The organism is Nocardioides sp. Root151 (assembly GCF_001427925.1).
Classification (GTDB): Bacteria; Actinomycetota; Actinomycetes; order Propionibacteriales; family Nocardioidaceae; genus Nocardioides.
Genome location: NZ_LMGG01000007.1, coordinates 318,850 through 337,303, shown reverse-complemented (window position 1 = coordinate 337,303; position 18,454 = coordinate 318,850). Strand labels below are relative to the sequence as shown.

Here is an 18,454-nt window from a genome sequence, read left to right as displayed (position 1 = left end):
GCGCGGTCGATCGTGGGTTGGTTTCGAGACAGGCGCTGGCGCGCCTTCCTCAACCAACGAAGCGGCAGCGCGGGCACCGCAGACCACGAGAGCGCAGCACGCCTTCCTCAGCCAACGATGAGCCTGGCGCGATCAGCTTGCGTCGAGGGCCAGCCGAGTCACGAGACGACAGCCGTGGCTTCACGCTGAAGCGAACCGACCGCGACGGCCGCGAACAGCACGAACCCGGCAGCGACGGCAGCCAGCGGTACGGCATCGTCGACGCCGGCCAACGAACTGGCCATGCCGGCCAGCGCGATCGCGATCAACACCAGGCCCAGCCTCGCGAAGAGCGGAAGCCTGAACGCCTGGGCGAACGGCACGAAGTGCGTGCCGACCACGAGCAACACCCAGGCCGGTACGAGCTCGGCGTGGCCGAGCTGACGCAGCACGGCGGCTCCGGCCGGGATGGCCACCAGCTCGCCCAGCACGCAGGTCCAGTAGATGCGCAGTGCCGCGGGTGTGGGTGTCGGCGGCGCGGCCGGCGTACGCACCACCAGCCAGGCGACCAGCACCACGAAGCAGGCCACTCCCACGACGCGCAGCGCCGTCGCGCCCGGCAGCTCTCCCGCGTTGGCGAGCACGAAGACCAGTCCCCCGCCGGCGCCGATGAGGCCGCCGATCTGTCGTCCGTTCATGCCGGCCAGTCAACAGGAGAGCAACAGAGCGTCAGCCGGCGGTCAACGGCACGCGATCGCGGGAGGCGCTGAGACCGCGGTCGAGGTCCTCCATCAGGTCCTCGACGTCCTCGAGGCCGACCGAGATCCGCACGAGGTTCGCCGAGGGGCGGGCCTCCGGCGCGACCGGGCGGTGGGTCAGGGCAGCGGGGTGCTGCACCAACGAGTCGACTCCGCCGAGGGAGACCGCGTGGGTGAAGAGGCGCGTGCGCGTGGTCAGCGCCTCCGCCGCCGCGAACCCGTCGCGCAGGGTGAGGCCGACCATCGCACCCGGCCCCCACATCTGGGTCTGCAACAGGTCGCGCGGGTCTCCGTCGGTCCCCGGGTAGTGGACGGTGTCCACGGCAGGGTGCTCGCCGAGCCACTGGGCGATGCGGGTCGCGCTGGCCTGCTGCGCCCGCATGCGGATCGGCAACGTGGTCAGCCCTCGGTGCAGCAGATAGGCGCCGAGGGGATGCAGCAGACCGCCGGTCACGGCCCGCACCCGACGCAGCGCCGAAGCGGTCTCCTGGCCGCACGCGATCACACCGGCGGTGACGTCGCCGTGTCCGCCGAGGTACTTCGTCGCAGAGTGCAGTGACATCGCCGCACCCAGCGTGATCGGGTTCTGCAGGATCGGCGTGGCGAAGGTGTTGTCGACCAGCACCGGCACGACACCGGCCTGTGCCACGACGTGGCGAATGTCCACGAGATCCAGCGTCGGGTTCGCCGGGGTCTCCAGGATCACCAGCGCCGTGTCCGTACGGATCGCGGCCTCGACGCCCTCTTCGGTGCAGAAGTCCACCTCCACGCCGAGCAGCCCGGAGTCGAGCAGGTGGTCCGTGCCGCCGTACAGGGGTCGTACGGCGACCACGTGTCGCCGCTCGCCGAACGCCGTGGCCGACAGGATCGCGGCGGTCATCGCGGCCATGCCCGAGGCGAACGCCACCGACTCCCCCGCGTGCTCGAGCTGGGCCAGGGCCTTCTCGAAGCGACCGACCGTCGGGTTCCACAGCCGGGAGTACACATGGCCGCCCTCGGCCAGCGGGTGGCCGCCGGTGGCCATCGACTCGTAGGCCGCGCCCCCGGACTCGATGTCCGGCAACGGGTAGGTGGAGGAGAGATCGAGAGGCAGGGCGTGCACACCGAGGTCGGTGAGATCGTCACGACCGCAGTGGACAGCGAGGGAGTCAGGGCGCAGGGACATGCCCCCACGATGGTGGATTCAGCAGCCAGCCTCCATTGATTCTGTCGAATCAGCGAACTGAGCGCCTAGATTGGCCAGAAGACTCAATCCACCCGCATCGGAGGGCAGCAGACTTGCCGAAAGCCCAAGGCGTCGGACTCGACGACACCGACCTCGAGATCCTGCGCGCGCTCTCCATCGATGCCCGCCTGACCAACAAGGCACTGGCGTCCCGGCTCGGGATCGCCGAGTCAACCTGCGCCTATCGGGTGCGCGCGCTGCGCGAGCGCGGCGTGATCCGCGGAACCAGCATCCAGCTCGACCTCGCCGCACTGGGCCGCCCGATCCAGGCGGTGATCAAGGTGCGCCTGGGCAGCCACAACCAGGCCCACGTGACCAAGCTGTACGCCGCACTCACCCGCGCGCCCGGCGTACTCCAGGCCTTTCACGTGGCCGGCGAGGACGACTTCCACCTGCACGTCGCCGTCGAGAGCGCCCAGGCATTGCGCGACCTGGTGCTCGAGCACGTGACCGTGCACCAGGTCGTCCGCCAGACGGAGACCCAGCTGGTCTTCGAGCTGCGCGAGGGCGCCGGCGTGCTGGGCTGATCAGCCCAGGCGCCCCAATCAGCCCAGCACCCCGATCAGCCCAGGCGCTCCAACTCGTCGGTGAGCAGGGCGACCAAGGCCTCGAGCTGCACGTCGGACGAGTCGGCGATCTCCTCGTCGGACCCGTCGAGCGCACGCGCAGCCAGTCCTGCCTTGCTGTCGATCAGCTCGGCGATCTTGGTGTCGAGGGTCTGCGAGGCGATGATCCGCCACGCGGTGACCGGCTCGGCCTGGCCGATGCGGTGGATCCGGTCGATCGCCTGGGTCTGCTCGGCGTCGGTCCACGACAGCTCGGCCAGCACCATGTTGGAGGCGACCTGGAGGTTCAACCCGACACCGGCAGCAGTCAGCGAGCACACCACGATCGCGACGTCGGGATCGTTGATGAACGCGTCGATGTTCTTCTGCCGCTCACGCGGAGTCTGGTCGCCACGGATCGAGGCGTAGCGGATGTCGCGCTTGGCGAAGGTCTCCTGCGCCACATCCATCACGTCGATGTGCTTGGCGAAGAAGACCACCTTGCCGACGTTGCGGGCAAGCTGGGCGGCGTAGTCGGCGGCGAGACCAGCCTTGGCCTGGCCGATCCGGCGCATCATCGTGAAGACGTTCTCGCCCGAGCTGTTGTCGCTGTTGTCCTCGCGCTCCCACGTCGCGACGCGGCGTACGAGCTCGTGGTCGATGCCCTCGACGGTGACGCCGGACGTGCGGGTCTCGAGCGCGGTCTGGTAGCGCTTGAGCAGGCGCTTGGCCAGCTTGCGCTCGGAGTCGCGGATCGAGCGACCGAGGGCGTCGTCGAGCTCGACGGGCAGGTCGGCGACCCGGCGGGCGGGAATGTCGGAGGCGACGTCGACCTTGCGGCGACGCACGATGCCCTGGTCGATCACGGCCGCGCGGGCCGCGGCATAGAAGCCGGAGTCGACCGGCGAGAGACCGGTCTCCTCGAGGGCGGCCATCAGGCCGGGCCGCGGCTTCTTGTCGTCGATCCAGCCGAGGAACTGCCAGATCGCGCGGAAGTCCTCGATGTCGTTGATCAGCGGAGTGCCGGTCAGCGCCATCATCAGCGGTCGCGGCGTACGGGCTCGGATGCGGTCGGCAATCTCGAGCGCGTGCTGCGAGCGCTGTGACGACTTGTTCTTGATGAAGTGCGCCTCGTCGATGACCATGCCGCGGAAGCCGAAGTCGCCGAGCCAGCCGACGTGCCGGTCGAGCACCTCGTAGTTCACGATCACGATGTCGGCGAAGCCGTCGATCGTGTCGCCGTCGCCGTGGATCACGGTGGTGGGGCGCTTCGGCGTCCAGATCTCGGCCTCGCGGGCCCAGTTGGTCTTCACGACCGACGGCACGACGACCAGCAGCGGATAGGCCTCGGCGGCCTGCGCGGCGAGCAACGCCTGCGCGGTCTTGCCCAGGCCCGGCTCGTCGGCGAGCAGGAACGTGCGGTGGCCCTCGGCGGCAGCGGCGACGACCTCACCCTGGTGGTGCATGAGCTCCATGCCGCTGGCGGTCTTGAGCGTGCTCGGCTCCGGCAGGTCCATGCAGGACGAGGCGCCGCCGTACTCGAAGGACCGGAAGAGCGGGCCGAGCAGCTCCCACGACGCGAGGCGGTGCGTCTTCGGCGTCACGGGCGCGGGGGTGGAGAAGTCGGGAACGAGGAACGGGTTGGACAGCTGACGAGAGATCACGGACTGCGGCACGACACGGCGCTCTGTGTGCGCGCCGTTGGCCAGGGCCGGTTCCGGGGCCGCCACTTCCTCAGGGGGTACGTCGAGCCCGGCGGCCTCGAGCATCTCGCGCTTGAGGGCACGCGCCGCATCGGAGACCGAGGCCTCTTCGGTGAGCAGCTCGAGCAGTGAGGTGTCACGGGCCGTGGTCTTGGCGAGGATCGTGGCGATGCCGTCGAGGCGCTTGAGCTCGTCGGCTCGCTTGGCCTCGGTGGTCTCGGTGTCGGCCTTGATGCGGGCCCGCTCCTCACGCACCAGAAGCGCGACGACCTGGAACTTGGTGCGGTCAGGGCGCTGGACCGACCCCTTCTGCACCGCGATCTCGACCTCACGCACGGCGCGGGCGAGCACGGGGATGATCCCGTCGTTGTCGAGCGGTCGGTTGCGACGCTGGTTGTTGCGCTGACCGCCGCGCTGGTTGCTGCGCTGTGCGGTCCGCGTGTCACCGGTCTGGCGGCGCTGGCCTCGTCTTGCCAAGAATTCTCTCCTCTGGAGGGCCCGGGTCAGGGCGTGGAGGCCGGCTGTCGAGCAGCGCTCGGACGGCGAACAGGCCGGGGCCTGACGATCAGGCCGAGACCACCCGAGTCGATCCCGGCAATCTGCAGCCGGGGCAGTCGTTCCTGCGGCGCGTGATTCGGCGGCGCTTGATTCGAACCAGCAGAACCGAGGGGTTGGAAAACCTGACCTCTACGGCGCCCATTCTACGCACCGATCAGCGGGAACGGTGCATCCGGTGTCGACTGCTCGCTGCGCGGAGTCACCGATCCACCATTGATCAGTCGCTCATTCCATTATTTTCGAACATCTCTTGAATCTTCGCACGACGAATGTCATGCTCTGTGACAGGCATCACCGCCCCGCCCGCCCACTTGATCGCCCGAGGAGAACCGCCATGACAGAGCTCAACGCCATCGAGACCGACGTACTGGTCATCGGGGCCGGGCCCGCCGGCCTGGCCATGGCCGGCCTGCTCGCCGAGCTCGGGATCGACACCGTCACCGTCACGAAGTACGGCGGCACCGCGCACTCGCCCCGCGCGCACATCACCAACCAGCGCACGATGGAGGTCTTCCGCGACCTCGGCATCGAGGACGACGTGCGCGAGGTCGCCACCCCCAACGAGCTGATGGGCAACAACGTCTGGTCGACCAGCTTCACCGACCCCGAGATCGCCCGGCTCCTGACATGGGGCAGCGGCCCCGAACGACGCAGCGACTACGACCTGGCCAGCCCGAGCCAGATGTGCAACATCCCGCAGCACATCCTTGAGCCGGTCATGCTGCGCGGCGCGACCGGGCACGGCGCCGACGTCCGCTTCGACACCGAGCTCGTCGGCCTGACCCAGGACGCGGACGGCGTGACCGCGACCGTGAAGGATCGTGGCACCGGCGAGCAGCAGACCATCCGGGCGAAGTACGCCGTGGGCGCCGATGGTGGCCGCTCGACCGTGGCCGATCTGCTCGATTTCTCCATGGACGGCACGACCGGGCTCGGCGCCGCCGTGAACGTCTGGCTCGAGGCCGACCTGACGGCGTACACCGCGCACCGGCCCGGCACGCTCTACTGGATGTGCCAGCCGGGCAACGACTACTGGGTCGGCTCGGGCACCTGGATCTGCGTGAAGCCGTGGACCGAGTGGGTCATGCTCTACATGTACGACCCCGCCCAGGGCGAGCCGGACCTCTCCGAGGAAGCCGTGATCGCGCGGGCCCGCACCACCATCGGCAACCCGGACGTCGACATCAAGGTGAAGGCGATCAGCCAGTGGCAGATCAACCACGTCGTCGCCGAGACCTACCAGCAGGGTCGGGTCTTCCTCGCCGGTGACGCCGCACACCGACACCCGCCGGCGAACGGGCTGGGCACCAACACCTCGATCCAGGACTCCTTCAACCTCGCCTGGAAGCTGGCCTACGTGCTGCGCGGGCTGGCCGGCCCGGCACTGCTCGACACGTACGACGCGGAGCGCCAGCCGGTCGGCCGTCAGGTTGTCGACCGGGCGATGAAGAGCGTCGGCGACATGCTCCCGATCTCGCAGGCGCTCGGCTTCGCACCCGGTCAGAGCAGCGACGACGGCTGGAAGGCACTGGACGACCTGTTCCTCCCCGGGCCCGACGGCGAGGTCCGCCGCAGGGCCCTCGACGAGGCGGTCGCCTTGCAGAACTACCAGTTCAACTGCCACGGCGTGGAGCTCGACCAACACTACGAGTCCTCGGCCGTCGCCGACGATGACACTCCCTGGCCCACTCCGGACCGCGACCCCGAGCTCTTCCACCACCCGACCACACACCCCGGCGCGCGACTGCCGCACGCCTGGCTCGAGCACGAGGGGCGCCGGGTCTCCACGCTCGACCTCGTGGGCCACGGCGCCTTCACCCTGCTCACCGGCATCGGCGGAGAGGCGTGGGCGGACGCCGCCGCAAAGGCAGCCACCGAGCTCGGCGTACCCCTCAATGTGCGCACGCTCGGCCACCACTGCGAGTACGACGACGTGCTGGGTCGCTGGGCCGAGCTGCGCGAGGTCGAGGACACCGGCTGCCTCCTGGTCCGCCCCGACCACCACGTCGCCTGGCGCTCCACGCGGCTGACCGACGACCCGCAGGGCGACCTCGTCGCCGTACTCCGCCGGACGCTCGCGTCCGACGCCTGAGCGACCGGCGCCCCGGCGCGAAGGAGTCCGGAGGTTCTCCGAATGCCGTGGGACGGCGCCGCGGCCGGTAGATTCGCGGCGTGTCAGACAAGCGCCCCCGCCGTACCTTCGCCGTCATCAGCCACCCCGACGCCGGCAAGTCCACGCTCACCGAAGCCCTCGCCCTGCATGCGCGGGTGATCACCGAGGCCGGCGCCGTCCACGGCAAGGGCGGTCGCCGCGCCACGGTCTCGGACTGGATGGACATGGAGAAGGCCCGCGGCATCTCGATCACGTCCGCGGCCCTCCAGTTCGTCTACCGCGACCACGTCATCAACCTCGTCGACACCCCCGGCCACAGCGACTTCTCCGAGGACACCTACCGGGTGCTCTCCGCGGTCGACTCGGCAGTGATGCTGGTCGACGCCGGAAAGGGCCTCGAGCCGCAGACCCTCAAGCTGTTCAAGGTGTGCGCGCTGCGCGGCATCCCGGTGATCACGGTCATCAACAAGTGGGACCGTCCCGGGCTCTCCGCCCTCGAGCTGATGGACCTCATCGAGCAGCAGATCAAGCTGCGGCCCACGCCCCTGACCTGGCCGGTCGGCGAGGCGGGCGACTTCCGCGGCGTCCTGGACCGGCGTACGGGCGAGTTCGTGAAGTACACCCGTACGGCGGGTGGCGCCACGCGTGCCCCCGAGCGCCGGATGCCGCCGTCCGAGGTCGACGCGGCGGACGCCGACGTCTGGACCGACGCCGTGGAGGAGCACGAGCTGCTCGCCGCGGACGACGCCGACCACGACCAGGACCGCTTCCTGGCCGGGGAGACCACACCGGTCATGTTCGCCTCCGCGCTGCAGAACTTCGGGGTGGCCCAGCTGCTCGACCTGCTGCTCGACCTCGCCCCCGCACCGCACGTCACCGCCGGGGTCGACGGCTCGTTGCGACAGGTCGACGACGACTTCAGTGCCTTCGTGTTCAAGGTGCAGTCGGGCATGAACGCCGCCCACCGCGACCGGCTCGCCTACGCGCGCATCGTGTCCGGCGCCTTCGACCGCGGCATGGTCGTGACGCATGCGACCACGGGCAAGCCGTTCGCGACGAAATACGCCCAGGCGGTCTTCGGGCGCGAGGTGTCGTCCATCGAGCACGCCTACCCGGGCGACATCGTCGGGTTCGTCAACGCCCAGTCGCTGCGCGTCGGCGACACGGTGTACGTCGGCGACCCGATCGAGTACCCGCCGGTGCCGACGTTCGCCCCCGAGCACTTCATGACCGCGACCGCCAAGGACATCGGCCGCTACAAGCAGTTCCGCCGGGGCATCGAGCAGCTCGACCAAGAAGGCGTCGTCCAGGTGCTGCGCTCGGACCTGCGCGGCGACCAGAGCCCCGTGCTCGCCGCGGTCGGCCCCATGCAGTTCGAGGTCGTGCAGGAGCGCATGACCAACGAGTTCAACTCACCGATCCGGTTGTCGCGACTCGACTACCAGGTGGCTCGGCGCACCGACGCCGAGGGCGCGAAGGCCCTGGCCGGGGCACGGGGCTGCGAGGTGCTCCAGCGTTCCGACGGCACCTACCTGGCGATCTTCACCGACCAGTGGCGGGCCACCGCGACCGCCCGCGACAAGCCCGACGTCATGCTCGAGGCCTTGCCCGCCGGCGGAAGCTGACGCTCGGGCGCCGGGCCCGCAGCGAGTCGAGGGCCGGCCCGTACTGCTCGCGGGCTCGCTCGGCGCGGACCTGTTCGTGCACGAGCAGGCGCAGGAGGGCCAGTTCGGCGTCTCCGGCCAGCGTGGTCTCCGAGGCGAACTCCCGGAGGAGCTGCTGGCACCGCGCGCTGTCCTGGTGCTCACCCAGCGTCTTCTGCAGCCGCTTGGCCGCCGCCGCCAGATGGTCAGCCGGTGACCCGAAGACAGGTACGACGACCTCGGCCGCGTGGCGCAGCCGCTTGGTGGCCTTGCGCACCTCGTGCAGCAGCAGGTCGCGATCGGCGTCGGTGCGTGCACGACCCGCGGCCTTGGCGCGACGGGCGAGCCGCTTCCAGTCGCGGCGAACCCCCACTCCTAGGACGTCGTGGGCCGCGGCCTGCGCCTCCGGGGCCCACGGTGGCTCCTCGACCAAGGCGTCCAGGGCATCGAAGAGGTGGAGGCACGGCGGTGAGTCGAGCGCCTGTCTGACGTGTGCAATGCCTTCGTCGTGGCGCAGATCCAGGCGTGCCGCCAACTCCTGGGGTCCCAGCCCGGCCAACCGGTCACGCAACACCTCGGCGTCGCGCGCTTCGCCCAGCACTCCCGCAAGCCACTTCAGCTCGTCGCGCAGTGCCCGGGATGAGTCAGCCGTGAGCATCGGTCGGAACGTCGCGAGGGCACTGCGCAGACGCCTGGTGGTCACCCGCATCCTGTGCACGGCGTCCGGCTCGTCGGCCCGCACCGGGCCCCGGAGCTCACGAAGTTGCTGGACCTGTGTGCGGAGGTGGGGGTGCAGCACCTCGGCGGCCGAGAAGTGCCTCATGTCCGGAGGCTACTCGCGCCAGGTGTCCGGGAAGCCGTTCGATCCATGCACTGTCATCATGGGTGGATGGAGCTGGACACGATTCGCGCATTCCTGGCCGTGGCTGACGGCAGCACCGTGACCGAGACCGCCGAGCAGCTCCATCGCACGCAACCCGCGGTGTCCCGGGCGCTGGCCCGGCTCGAGCGCGAGGTGGGCACCCCGCTGCTGCAACGCGTCGGGCGCGGCCTGACGCTGACGCCGGCCGGCCGTGAGCTGGCCGGGCACGCCCGGGACACCCTCGACGCCTACGAGCGGGGCATGCGATCGGTGCAGGACATCACCGCACCGGACGGCGGCTTCGTCCCCCTCGCCTTCCTGCACACCCTGGGGACCTGGCTCGTCCCCGAGCTGATCCGTGGCTTCCGCGCCGAACGCCCGAACGTGCGGTTCGACCTGCGCCAGCACGGGGACGCGGGCCTGATCGACGACCTGTTCAACGGTGTCGTCGACCTCGCCATCACCGGTGATCGACCGCAGCTGAAGCAGCTAGAGAGCCGCCAGCTGTTCCAGGAGCCCCTGCGCCTCGTGGTGCCACCCGACCACCGACTCGCCTCTCGACGTACGGCGCGGCTCGGCGACGTCGCGCACGAGGAGTTCATCGTGCTGAAACGGGGATTCAGCCTGCGCTCGGTCACCGAGGACCTGTGCGCGCAGGTCGGGTTCACGCCACAGATCGGCTTCGAGGGCGAGGAGGTCGAGACCCTCCGGGGGCTGGTCTCGGCGGGCCTCGGAGTCGCCCTGCTGCCCGAGTCGCGCAGCGGCGCCGCGCCCATCGCGCCCTCCCTGCGCATCACCGACGTGCGCGCCTCACGAGAGATCGGTCTTGCCTGGGTCCGCGACCGCCACCTGCCGCCGGCGTCCGCGCAGTTCCGGGACCACGCGCTCCGCACCAGCTCGAAGATCCATGTGTCTGACGCATGAATTGATGTCCAACTAGGCATTAGACGCATTCCAGAACTGCCTTGAGGATGGTGGTGCACATCTCCATCGACCTGAGGACACGGGATGACAGACATCGACCCCGCCGAGACACAGGAATGGCGCGACGCACTCGCCGCCGTCCTGGAGTTCGAGGGCGAGGCGCGCAGCGAGTTCCTCCTGGACCAGGTCCTGGAGGAGGCGCAGCGCCTCGGCTCACGGGTGCCGTTCGTGGCCACGACGCCGTACGTCAACACCGTCGCGGCGAGTGACGAGCCGACCCACCCGGGCGACCGCGAGATCGAGCACAGCATCCGGTCCGTGATCCGCTGGAACGCGCTCGCGATGGTGCTCCGCGCCAACAAGGAGTCGACCGAGCTCGGCGGCCACCTCTCCAGCTTCCAGTCCGCCGCAACCCTCTACGACGTGGGCTTCCAGCACTTCTGGCACGCCGCGTCCGACGACCACGGCGGCGACCTGGTCTACGTCCAGGGCCACCTCTCCCCCGGCATCTACGCCCGTGCGTTCCTGGAGGGCCGGCTCACGGAGGCCCAGCTCGACAACTTCCGCCAGGAGACCGGCGGCGCCGGGCTCTCGTCGTACCCCCACCCGTGGCTGATGCCCGACTTCTGGCAGTTCCCCACCGTCTCCATGGGGCTGGGCCCGCTGATGGCGATCTACCAGGCACGCTTCCTGAAGTACCTGCACGCCCGCGGCCTGGCCGACACCGCCGACCGCAAGGTCTGGGCCTTCCTCGGGGACGGCGAGACCGACGAGCCCGAGTCGCTCGGCGCGATCTCCATGGCCGCCCGGGAGAAGCTCGACAACCTGGTCTTCGTGGTCAACTGCAACCTGCAGCGGCTCGACGGCCCGGTCCGCGGCAACGGCAAGATCATCCAGGAGCTCGAAGGCGTCTTCCGCGGCGCCGGGTGGAACGTCGTCAAGGTCATCTGGGGCTCGGGCTGGGACCAGCTCCTCGCCAAGGACACCACCGGTGCCCTCAAGCGACGGATGATGGAGTGCGTCGACGGCGAGTACCAGACGTTCAAGTCCAAGGACGGCGCCTACGTCCGCGAGCACTTCTTCGGTGCCGACCCCGAGCTCGCCCGGATGGTCGCGGACTGGACCGACGACGAGATCTGGCGCCTGACCCGCGGCGGGCACGACCCGCAGAAGGTGTACGCCGCCTACGCCGCCGCCAACGCCCACACCGGCTCTCCGACCGTGGTGCTGGCCAAGACGGTGAAGGGCTACGGCCTCGGCTCTGCTGGTGAGGGCCAGAACATCACGCACCAGGCGAAGAAGGTCGCCGAGCCCGCACTGCGCGCCTTCCGCGACCGCTTCTCGATCCCCGTCCCGGACGAGCAGCTCCCCGACCTCCCCTACGTCTCCTTCGAGGAAGGCTCCGTCGAGCACAAGTACCTGCACGCGCGCCGGCAGGAGCTCGGCGGCTATCTCCCCGAGCGGCGCCGCACCTCGACACCTCTGGAGGTCCCGGGTGTCGAGGCGTTCGCCGCCCAGACCGCCGGTTCGAAGGGCCGCGCGATCTCGACCACCATGGCCTTCGTCCAGGTGCTCACCAAGCTGCTGCGCGACAAGAACGTCGGCAACCGGGTCGTCCCGATCGTCCCCGACGAGGCACGCACCTTCGGCATGGAAGGCCTGTTCCGCCAGGTCGGGATCTTCTCGCAGGCCGGCCAGCTCTACACACCCGAGGACGCCGAGCAGCTGATGTTCTACAAGGAGGACATCAGCGGCCAGATCCTCCAGGAGGGCATCAACGAGGCCGGCGCCATGTCGTCGTGGATCGCCGCAGCGACGTCGTACTCCAGCAACGACACCCCGATGATCCCGTTCTACATCTACTACTCGATGTTCGGGTTCCAGCGCATCGGCGACCTCGCGTGGGCGGCCGGCGACATGCGCGCCCGCGGCTTCCTGCTCGGCGGGACCGCCGGGCGCACGACGCTCAACGGCGAGGGCCTGCAGCACGAGGACGGCCACAGCCACCTTCAGGCCGCGATGATCCCGAACTGCGTGGCCTACGACCCGACGTACGCGTTCGAGCTGGCGGTCATCGTCGCCGACGGGCTGCGGCGGATGTACGCCGAGCAGGAGGACGTCTTCTACTACCTCACGCTGATGAACGAGAACTACGAGCACCCGGCGATGCCCGAGGGTGTCACCGACGGGATCCTCAAGGGCCTCTACCGCCTGCAGCCCGGCAAGGGCCGCGGTGCCGCGAAGGTGAACCTCCTCGGTTCGGGCACCATCCTGCGCGAGGTGCTCGCCGCCGCCGACCTGCTGGCAGTCGACTTCAAGATCAAGGCCGACGTGTGGAGCGCACCCAGCTTCACCGAGCTGCGTCGCGACGGCCTGGCCACCGAGCGGTGGAACACCCTCCACCCGCTCGAGGAGCCGCGCATGTCGTACGTCGAGCAGTGCCTGGGAGACCGCAAGACCCCCGTGGTGGCGGCGACCGACTACATGAAGTCCTTCGCCGACCAGATCGCGCGCTTCGTCCCCGGCAGCTACACCGCACTGGGCACCGACGGGTTCGGCCGGTCCGACTACCGCCGCAACCTGCGCAGCCACTTCGAGGTGGACCGCCACCACATCACCGTCGCCGCACTCAGCAGCCTGGCAGCCGAAGGCATCGTCAGCAGGGACCTCGTCGCCCAGGCGATCGAGAAGTACGGCATCGACCCCAACCGGCCCGACCCGGCCCACGCGTGAGGACAGCAACGATGGAGATCAAGGTTCCCGACATCGGTGACTTCACCGACGTACCCGTCATCGAGCTCCTGGTCAGCCCCGGAGACGTCGTCCAGGCCGAGGACCCGCTCGTCACCCTGGAGACCGACAAGGCCACGATGGAGATCCCTTCCCCGGTCGCCGGCACGATCGTGTCGCTGTCGGTCAAGGTCGACGACCTGGTCAGCCGGGGCAGCGTGATCGCGATCGCCGAGACCGCCGAGGCCGGCCCGGAGACGGTCGAGACCCCCGAGACCCCCGAGGCCCCCGAGGCCGTCGAGACTCCCGAGCCCGTCGAGGTCCCCGAGACACCCACTCCGGCTGCCGTGCCCGCGCCGGTGGAACCCGCGCCGGCCGCGGACTCCGAGACCAGCGGCACCCTCCGTGCCACTCCCCTCGTACGCCGACTCGCCCGTGAGCTCACGGTCGACCTCGCGACTGTCACCGGCAGTGGCCCCGGACGCCGCGTGACGAAGCAGGACCTGCTCACCCACTACGAGCGCTCACTCGCGCCCTCGGCGGCGGGCTCGAGCGGCATCCCCGCCGTTCCGGAGGTCGACTTCTCGAAGTTCGGCCCGATCCGCACCGTGCCGCTCTCGCGGATCAAGAAGCTCTCGGGGCCCCACCTGCACCGCTCCTGGCTCAACGTCCCGCACGTCACCCACTCGGACGAGGCCGACATCACCGACCTCGACGCCTACCGCCGCGAGCTCGACGACACCGCGCGTGCCGAGGGATACCGCGTCACGCTCCTCAGCTTCCTGCTCAAGGCGGTGGCCGCGAGCCTGCGGAAGTTCCCGGAGGTCAACAGCTCGCTGGCCGGCGACGAGCTCGTGCTGAAGGACTACGTCCACATCGGTGTCGCGGTCGACACCCCTGACGGCCTCGTGGTGCCCGTCGTACGCGACGTGGACCGCAAGGGGGCGCTGGAGCTCAGCCGCGAGCTCGGGGACCTGTCCGCCCGGGCCCGGGAGGGCAAGCTCACCGCCGCCGACATGCAGGGCGCGACCTTCACGATCAGCAGCCTCGGTGGCATCGGCGGCACCGCCTTCACGCCCATCGTCAACGCCCCCGAGGTCGCCATCCTCGGCGTCGTGCGCTCGAAGATGGCGCCGGTCTGGGACGGCGAGGCCTTCGTGCCCCGACTGATGCTGCCACTGTGCCTGTCCTACGACCACCGTGTCATCGACGGCGCCCTGGCGGCCCGCTTCACCGCCCACCTCACGCAGCTCACTGCCGACGTGCGCCGCCTCGCGCTGTGAGTGGCTGCGCTCAACGGTCCCGGGCCTCGAGGAACCGGCGCCGACCCTCGGCCAGGTCGACGATCGGCTCCGGGTAGTCCAGCCGCGACCGGACCTCGTCGGGCAGCCTCCACGGCCGATGGACCGCACCGCCCTCGACGTCGGCGAGCTCCGGAACGTAGTGGCGCACGTAGTCGCCGTCCGGGTCGTGGCGGTCGGCCTGGGTCAGCGGGTTGAGCACCCGGTTGGGACGGCTGTCTGTTCCGGTGCCGGCCACCCACTGCCAGTTCAGCTGGTTGTTGGAGACCTCACCGTCCACGAGGTGGTGCAGGAAGTGCCGGGCACCTTCTCGCCAGTCGAGGTAGAGCGTCTTGGTCAGGAAGCTGCCCACGAGCAGTCGGGCCCGGTTGTGCATCCAGCCCTCTTCGCGCAGCTGCCGCATCGCCGCGTCGATGATGGGGAATCCGGTGCGCCCTTCCTGCCAGGCGCGCAGGTCGTCGGCGTCCTGGCGCCATCGGTCGCCGCGGTCGCGGTAGTCCGTGTGAGCGGCGTCGGGGCGGGCCGCCAGGACCTGCAGGTGGAAGTCGCGCCACGCCAGCTGGCGCACGAAAGCCTGCGCTCCCTGCGACCGTCCGGCGTTCGCCACCAGCTCGACCGGCGACACACAGCCGAAGTGCAGGTACGGCGACAGACGCGAGGTGGCATCGCCGGGAAGGTCGTCGTGCCGGTCCTCGTAGTCGGTGACCGACGAGTCCAGCCACGCACTCATCCGCCGACGCCCCGCCGTCTCACCGCCCACGGGCAGGTGACGGGCCAGCGAGTCGCCGGGGGAGAGCGTGTCGGCGGTCGGAATCCGTCCCCGCCGTACTCGTGGCGAGACGAGTCGGGGGCCCTGGCCCAGCACCGGACGAAGGGGCCGATCCGACCAGCGGCGGTGGTACGGCGTGAACACCGCGAAGTGATCGCTCTTGTCGGGGGTGACGACGCCGGGCGGTGACACCGTCAGGGTCTCGTCGTGCACGACCACGTCCACGGCGCTGCCGTCGACCGCGTTCCTCAGGCGCTCCAGGCGACGCTGTGCGTGCCGGCTCCAGTCGCCCGAGAGATGGACGCTGCTCGCACCGACCTCCCGCGCGAGCGCGGCGACTTCGTCGGCGGGGTCTCCGCGCCGTACGACCAGGCCGTCGGAACCACACCCCCGCAGCGACTCGTCCAGGTCGGACAGGGAGTCGGTCAGGAACGCCGCGCGGTTGGGAGCGAGGTACGTCGACCCGGCGATCGCATCGTCGAACACGAACAGCGGAAGCACGTGGTCGGCCTGGTCCGCGGCGGCCTGCAGTGTCGGGTTGTCGTGCACCCTCAGGTCGCGGGTGAAGAGCACGATGGCCGTTCGTGTCGTCATGGTCTCTCCTCATGGGTCTGTCGGGCCGACGACTGCACCAGGGACAACAACCAGGTGAGCGCCCGCTCGCGGGTCGGGTCGAATCGGGATGCGGACCGCCAGGCCGCGGCGTAGGCACCGAGCAGGAGGCTCTCGGCGCGTTCGACGTCCCCGGCCAGGCACCGGGCGAGCAGGTACGCCGGCGTGCACGTGGCGTCGTAGAACTCCGCGAAGGCGGCCCGGTCCGCGGAGCCCGCGCGGACGAGCAGGTCGCAGGTGGGCGTCATGACCGAGGCGCTCCTCCGGCCCTGCGGAACAGCGGCGGAAGGAACCGCACCATCAGGGCCGACCAGGCGACATGGGTCAGCGCGGATGCCTGCAGCCCGCCGGTGGCCCGGCGTTGCAGGCCGAACAGGGCGCCCATCACGCCCGCGGCCAGCACCAGCGCAGGGTTGCGGGTGCTGGCGGTCACGACGGAGTAGACCGCGGTGGACACGATGACCGGGTGGCTGTTGCTGGCCGAGTAGAGCGCACCGCGGAAGAAGACCTCTTCGGCGAGCCCGTTGGCCAGCGTGGTCGCCAGCACCAGCCCCTCCTGCCCTTCTTCGGCGAAGAGCAGCACCCGGGACACCGCACGGTCGAGCAAGGGGATGCGCCGGCTCACCAGGGTGGCGGCGTAGAAAAGGCAGAATGCGCCCGCGCCGGTCGCCACCGGAGTGACCAGCGGACGCCGGAGCCGGGTGTCCTGGCCCTCTATCCAGCCGAGGTGCAGGGGGCCGGAGAGGAGCCCGCCCGCGGTCCAGACCCCGGCCAGGCTGAGCGTCTCGACGTAGAACTCACGCGAGCCGGGCTTCGTCGAGAGTGAGCGTCCGAGCAGGGCACTCCCCACGACGAGGGTGCCGCCGACCACCCGTCTCCGTCGACGGCGCATCGCCGGGGTCTCTTCGTGGGTCTTCGGTACGACGTACGCGAGGTTCCGGGGCAGGCGGCCACGCAGTCGCTGCCATCGACTCATCGAGCGTCCCTCCGCTCGGCCAGGGCCCGCCGCACCGCCTGGTCGTACCCCAGCAGGTCACGCGGCACGAGCTCACGGATGCGGTGGTCCTGCACCACGACCTCGTTGGTCATCGAGTCGATCAGGTTGCGCCCGGCGGTGGTGTCCACATCGGTGACCAGCGTCAACCACAACGCGGAGAGTGCGGGGCTGAGCAGCGGGACGGGCAGGATCACCAGCGGCCGACCACGGATCGTCGCCACCCGACGCATCATGTCGGCGTAGCGGAGCACCTCCGGGCCCCCGATCTCGTAGGTCTCCCCGGCTGTCTCGGGGAGCTCCAGCACACCGACGAGATACCCGACCACGTCATCGACGGCAATCGGTTGGGTGCGCGTGGACACCCAACGTGGGGTGACCATCAGCGGCAGGTGGTCGACCAGCTGCCTGGTCATCTCCCACGAGAGGCCGCCGTGTCCGACCACGATGCCGGCCCGCAGGACCGTGACGGGAACCCCCGACTCACCGAGCAGGGACTCGACCTGGCGGCGACTGCGGAGATGCGCCGACAGGTCGTCGCCGTCGCTCCCCAGGCCGCCGAGGTAGACGATGCGACCGACACCGGCATCGGCACACGCCTTGCCGAACGCCCGCGCGGCCTCCGCGTCGAGTCGTTCGAAGTCGTCGGAGCCGAGGGAGTGCACCAGGTAGTAGGCGGCTGAGCAGCCGGCCAGGGCGTCGTGGAGGGAGGGCGCGTCGTGCACGTCGCCGGCGACCGGCTCACCCGCACCGTCGTACGCGTCCGGGCGGCGCGTCATCGCCCGGACCTCCACTCCCGTGGCGACCAGCGCGTCGACGAGCCGGCGTCCGACGAAGCCGGTCGCCCCGGCGACGAGGACCGGCTCAGTCATCGGGTCCCCTGTTGAGGACGTGGCGCGGCGGCTGGGGTCGCTGGTGCCCGAGCTCACCGCCGATGCGGCCGCCGTAGGGCCGGCCGTGGTCGGCGTACTCCTCGCGGGTGAAGACCAGCGTCCAGGCGCCGACCTGCAGGCGAGAGCCGGTCCGCAGGCGCTGGCGCTGCACGCGTGCGCCGTTGACCCGTACGTCGTCGGCGTGGGCGACGACGACGAACTCGTCCTCGTCGTCGTGCAGGACCTCGGCATGCAACGCGTGCAGCCCGTCGAGCCGGATGTCGCACTCGTCGCTGCCGCCGATGCTCGTGAGGGGCCCCCGGAGCCGGTGGTTCCGGCGCCTGCCCAAGGGGGCCCGGTCGTCGTTGCTGACCAGCACCAGACGGGGCTGCCCGCCCTTGGCCGGGTCGTGCGTGATCGTGACGCGCCGACGCGGCGGCCTCATGAACGTGGGGGCGATGGGCAGCAGGGTCCGGGGCGGCACGAGATCGCGGACGGGGAGCACGCCCTCTCCGTCGCCGGCAGCGAGCCGCGCCCGCCCGGGTGCGACCAGGCCCCGAACACTCCCGATGCGGATGTGCCGGGAACCGGTGAGGCGACGGTGCCACCACGGGACCCGCACCGCACCGAGGCTCAGCAGGATGCTGCTGCCCCGGGTCACGTCGATGACCAGGCCGCGCTTCGCCAGTCCGGCGGCGAGCGAGGCGAGCCCGACGGCGTCCGCCCGGGTGGCGAACGCCTCGGGATGATCGACCTCGAGACGGAGCCTGCTGCCCTCTCCGTGCAGTCGACCGTGCACCGTGCGCCCACCGGGCCGTTCGATCGTGAAGCCGAGGTCTGCCGCGATCTTCAGCCGGGTGGGCATG

At 70.3% G+C, this 18,454-nt stretch carries 15 protein-coding genes; 6 read left to right on the top strand and 9 right to left on the bottom strand.

Translation table 11 applies throughout. The features are described from left to right. Nucleotides 1–158: 158 nt before the first annotated feature. Together ASD66_RS19205 and ASD66_RS19200 are read right to left on the bottom strand one after the other, a co-directional pair. The gene (locus ASD66_RS19205) at nt 159–677 is read right to left on the bottom strand and encodes a hypothetical protein (protein ID WP_056891893.1); all 519 of its coding nucleotides are present in this window, start codon (nt 675–677) and stop codon (nt 159–161) included. Nucleotides 678–708: 31 nt separating this feature from the next. Continuing rightward, nucleotides 709–1,902, bottom strand: coding sequence for a trans-sulfuration enzyme family protein (locus ASD66_RS19200; RefSeq protein WP_056891892.1), 1,194 nt, complete (start codon nt 1,900–1,902; stop codon nt 709–711). A 113-nt stretch (nt 1,903–2,015) separates the two neighbouring features. Here ASD66_RS19200 and ASD66_RS19195 point away from each other — a divergent pair, with 113 nt between their 5' ends. Continuing rightward, on the top strand, nt 2,016–2,489 hold the full coding sequence (locus ASD66_RS19195) for an Lrp/AsnC family transcriptional regulator (protein ID WP_056891891.1): 474 nt from the start codon (nt 2,016–2,018) through the stop codon (nt 2,487–2,489). A gap of 35 nt (nt 2,490–2,524) precedes the next feature. On the opposite strand, the gene ASD66_RS19190 is transcribed toward ASD66_RS19195, so the two are convergent. Further along, entirely contained in the window at nt 2,525–4,687 is a 2,163-nt protein-coding gene (locus ASD66_RS19190) for a DEAD/DEAH box helicase (protein ID WP_056682202.1), read from the bottom strand. A gap of 415 nt (nt 4,688–5,102) precedes the next feature. Here ASD66_RS19190 and ASD66_RS19185 point away from each other — a divergent pair, with 415 nt between their 5' ends. Both ASD66_RS19185 and ASD66_RS19180 read left to right on the top strand, forming a co-directional pair. After that, entirely contained in the window at nt 5,103–6,860 is a 1,758-nt protein-coding gene (locus ASD66_RS19185) for an FAD-dependent monooxygenase (RefSeq protein ID WP_056891890.1), read from the top strand. Nucleotides 6,861–6,940: 80 nt separating this feature from the next. Continuing rightward, nucleotides 6,941–8,506 (top strand): peptide chain release factor 3, encoded by a 1,566-nt coding sequence (locus tag ASD66_RS19180; protein WP_082599613.1) that lies wholly within the window; start codon nt 6,941–6,943, stop codon nt 8,504–8,506. Here the strand turns inward: ASD66_RS19180 and ASD66_RS19175 are convergent. After that, nucleotides 8,472–9,347, bottom strand: a complete 876-nt coding sequence (locus tag ASD66_RS19175) for a CHAD domain-containing protein (protein ID WP_056682212.1) — start codon at nt 9,345–9,347, stop codon at nt 8,472–8,474. The genes ASD66_RS19180 and ASD66_RS19175 overlap by 35 nt on opposite strands. Before the next feature lie 66 nt (nt 9,348–9,413). Here ASD66_RS19175 and ASD66_RS19170 point away from each other — a divergent pair, with 66 nt between their 5' ends. The 3 genes from ASD66_RS19170 to ASD66_RS19160 all read left to right on the top strand — a co-directional run bounded on the left by ASD66_RS19170 (nt 9,414) and on the right by ASD66_RS19160 (nt 14,323). After that, nucleotides 9,414–10,310 (top strand): LysR substrate-binding domain-containing protein, encoded by an 897-nt coding sequence (locus ASD66_RS19170; RefSeq protein WP_056891888.1) that lies wholly within the window; start codon nt 9,414–9,416, stop codon nt 10,308–10,310. A gap of 84 nt (nt 10,311–10,394) precedes the next feature. Next, nucleotides 10,395–13,043, top strand: coding sequence for a pyruvate dehydrogenase (acetyl-transferring), homodimeric type (aceE, locus tag ASD66_RS19165; protein ID WP_056682218.1), 2,649 nt, complete (start codon nt 10,395–10,397; stop codon nt 13,041–13,043). A gap of 11 nt (nt 13,044–13,054) precedes the next feature. Next, complete coding sequence (locus ASD66_RS19160) at nt 13,055–14,323, top strand: 2-oxo acid dehydrogenase subunit E2 (protein ID WP_056682221.1); 1,269 nt, start codon at nt 13,055–13,057, stop codon at nt 14,321–14,323. 10 nt (nt 14,324–14,333) lie between these two features. Here ASD66_RS19160 and ASD66_RS19155 read toward each other — a convergent pair whose 3' ends face one another. The 5 genes from ASD66_RS19155 to ASD66_RS19135 are packed head-to-tail and all read right to left on the bottom strand — an operon-like array spanning nt 14,334 to nt 18,453. Continuing rightward, a complete protein-coding gene (locus ASD66_RS19155; RefSeq protein ID WP_056682224.1) occupies nt 14,334–15,704 on the bottom strand; it encodes a cryptochrome/photolyase family protein in 1,371 nt (456 codons plus the stop codon). After that, nucleotides 15,701–15,970: a sigma factor gene (locus ASD66_RS19150; protein ID WP_056682227.1), complete on the bottom strand. Its 270-nt coding sequence runs from the start codon at nt 15,968–15,970 to the stop codon at nt 15,701–15,703. Before ASD66_RS19150 ends, ASD66_RS19155 begins: the two co-directional genes overlap by 4 nt. Continuing rightward, nucleotides 15,967–16,698, bottom strand: coding sequence for a CPBP family intramembrane glutamic endopeptidase (locus tag ASD66_RS19145; protein ID WP_082563829.1), 732 nt, complete (start codon nt 16,696–16,698; stop codon nt 15,967–15,969). Before ASD66_RS19145 ends, ASD66_RS19150 begins: the two co-directional genes overlap by 4 nt. Then, entirely contained in the window at nt 16,695–17,588 is an 894-nt protein-coding gene (locus ASD66_RS19140; protein ID WP_056682231.1) for an NAD(P)H-binding protein, read from the bottom strand. Before ASD66_RS19140 ends, ASD66_RS19145 begins: the two co-directional genes overlap by 4 nt. Continuing rightward, complete coding sequence (locus ASD66_RS19135) at nt 17,581–18,453, bottom strand: FHA domain-containing protein (protein ID WP_056891887.1); 873 nt, start codon at nt 18,451–18,453, stop codon at nt 17,581–17,583. The genes ASD66_RS19140 and ASD66_RS19135 overlap by 8 nt, the downstream gene beginning before the upstream one ends. Between the last annotated feature and the right edge of the window lies 1 nt (nt 18,454).

Bases quoted from the DNA above. Each gene is read 5' to 3' on its own strand.
- ASD66_RS19205 (WP_056891893.1), bottom strand. From the start codon at position 677: ATGAACGGACGACAGATCGGCGGCCTCATCGGCGCCGGCGGGGGACTG.
- ASD66_RS19200 (WP_056891892.1), bottom strand. From the start codon at position 1,902: ATGTCCCTGCGCCCTGACTCCCTCGCTGTCCACTGCGGTCGTGACGAT.
- ASD66_RS19185 (WP_056891890.1), top strand. From the start codon at position 5,103: ATGACAGAGCTCAACGCCATCGAGACCGACGTACTGGTCATCGGGGCC.
- ASD66_RS19175 (WP_056682212.1), bottom strand. From the start codon at position 9,347: ATGAGGCACTTCTCGGCCGCCGAGGTGCTGCACCCCCACCTCCGCACA.
- ASD66_RS19170 (WP_056891888.1), top strand. From the start codon at position 9,414: ATGGAGCTGGACACGATTCGCGCATTCCTGGCCGTGGCTGACGGCAGC.
- aceE (WP_056682218.1), top strand. From the start codon at position 10,395: ATGACAGACATCGACCCCGCCGAGACACAGGAATGGCGCGACGCACTC.
- ASD66_RS19160 (WP_056682221.1), top strand. From the start codon at position 13,055: ATGGAGATCAAGGTTCCCGACATCGGTGACTTCACCGACGTACCCGTC.
- ASD66_RS19155 (WP_056682224.1), bottom strand. From the start codon at position 15,704: ATGACGACACGAACGGCCATCGTGCTCTTCACCCGCGACCTGAGGGTG.
- ASD66_RS19150 (WP_056682227.1), bottom strand. From the start codon at position 15,970: ATGACGCCCACCTGCGACCTGCTCGTCCGCGCGGGCTCCGCGGACCGG.
- ASD66_RS19145 (WP_082563829.1), bottom strand. From the start codon at position 16,698: ATGAGTCGATGGCAGCGACTGCGTGGCCGCCTGCCCCGGAACCTCGCG.
- ASD66_RS19140 (WP_056682231.1), bottom strand. From the start codon at position 17,588: ATGACTGAGCCGGTCCTCGTCGCCGGGGCGACCGGCTTCGTCGGACGC.
- ASD66_RS19135 (WP_056891887.1), bottom strand. From the start codon at position 18,453: ATGCCCACCCGGCTGAAGATCGCGGCAGACCTCGGCTTCACGATCGAA.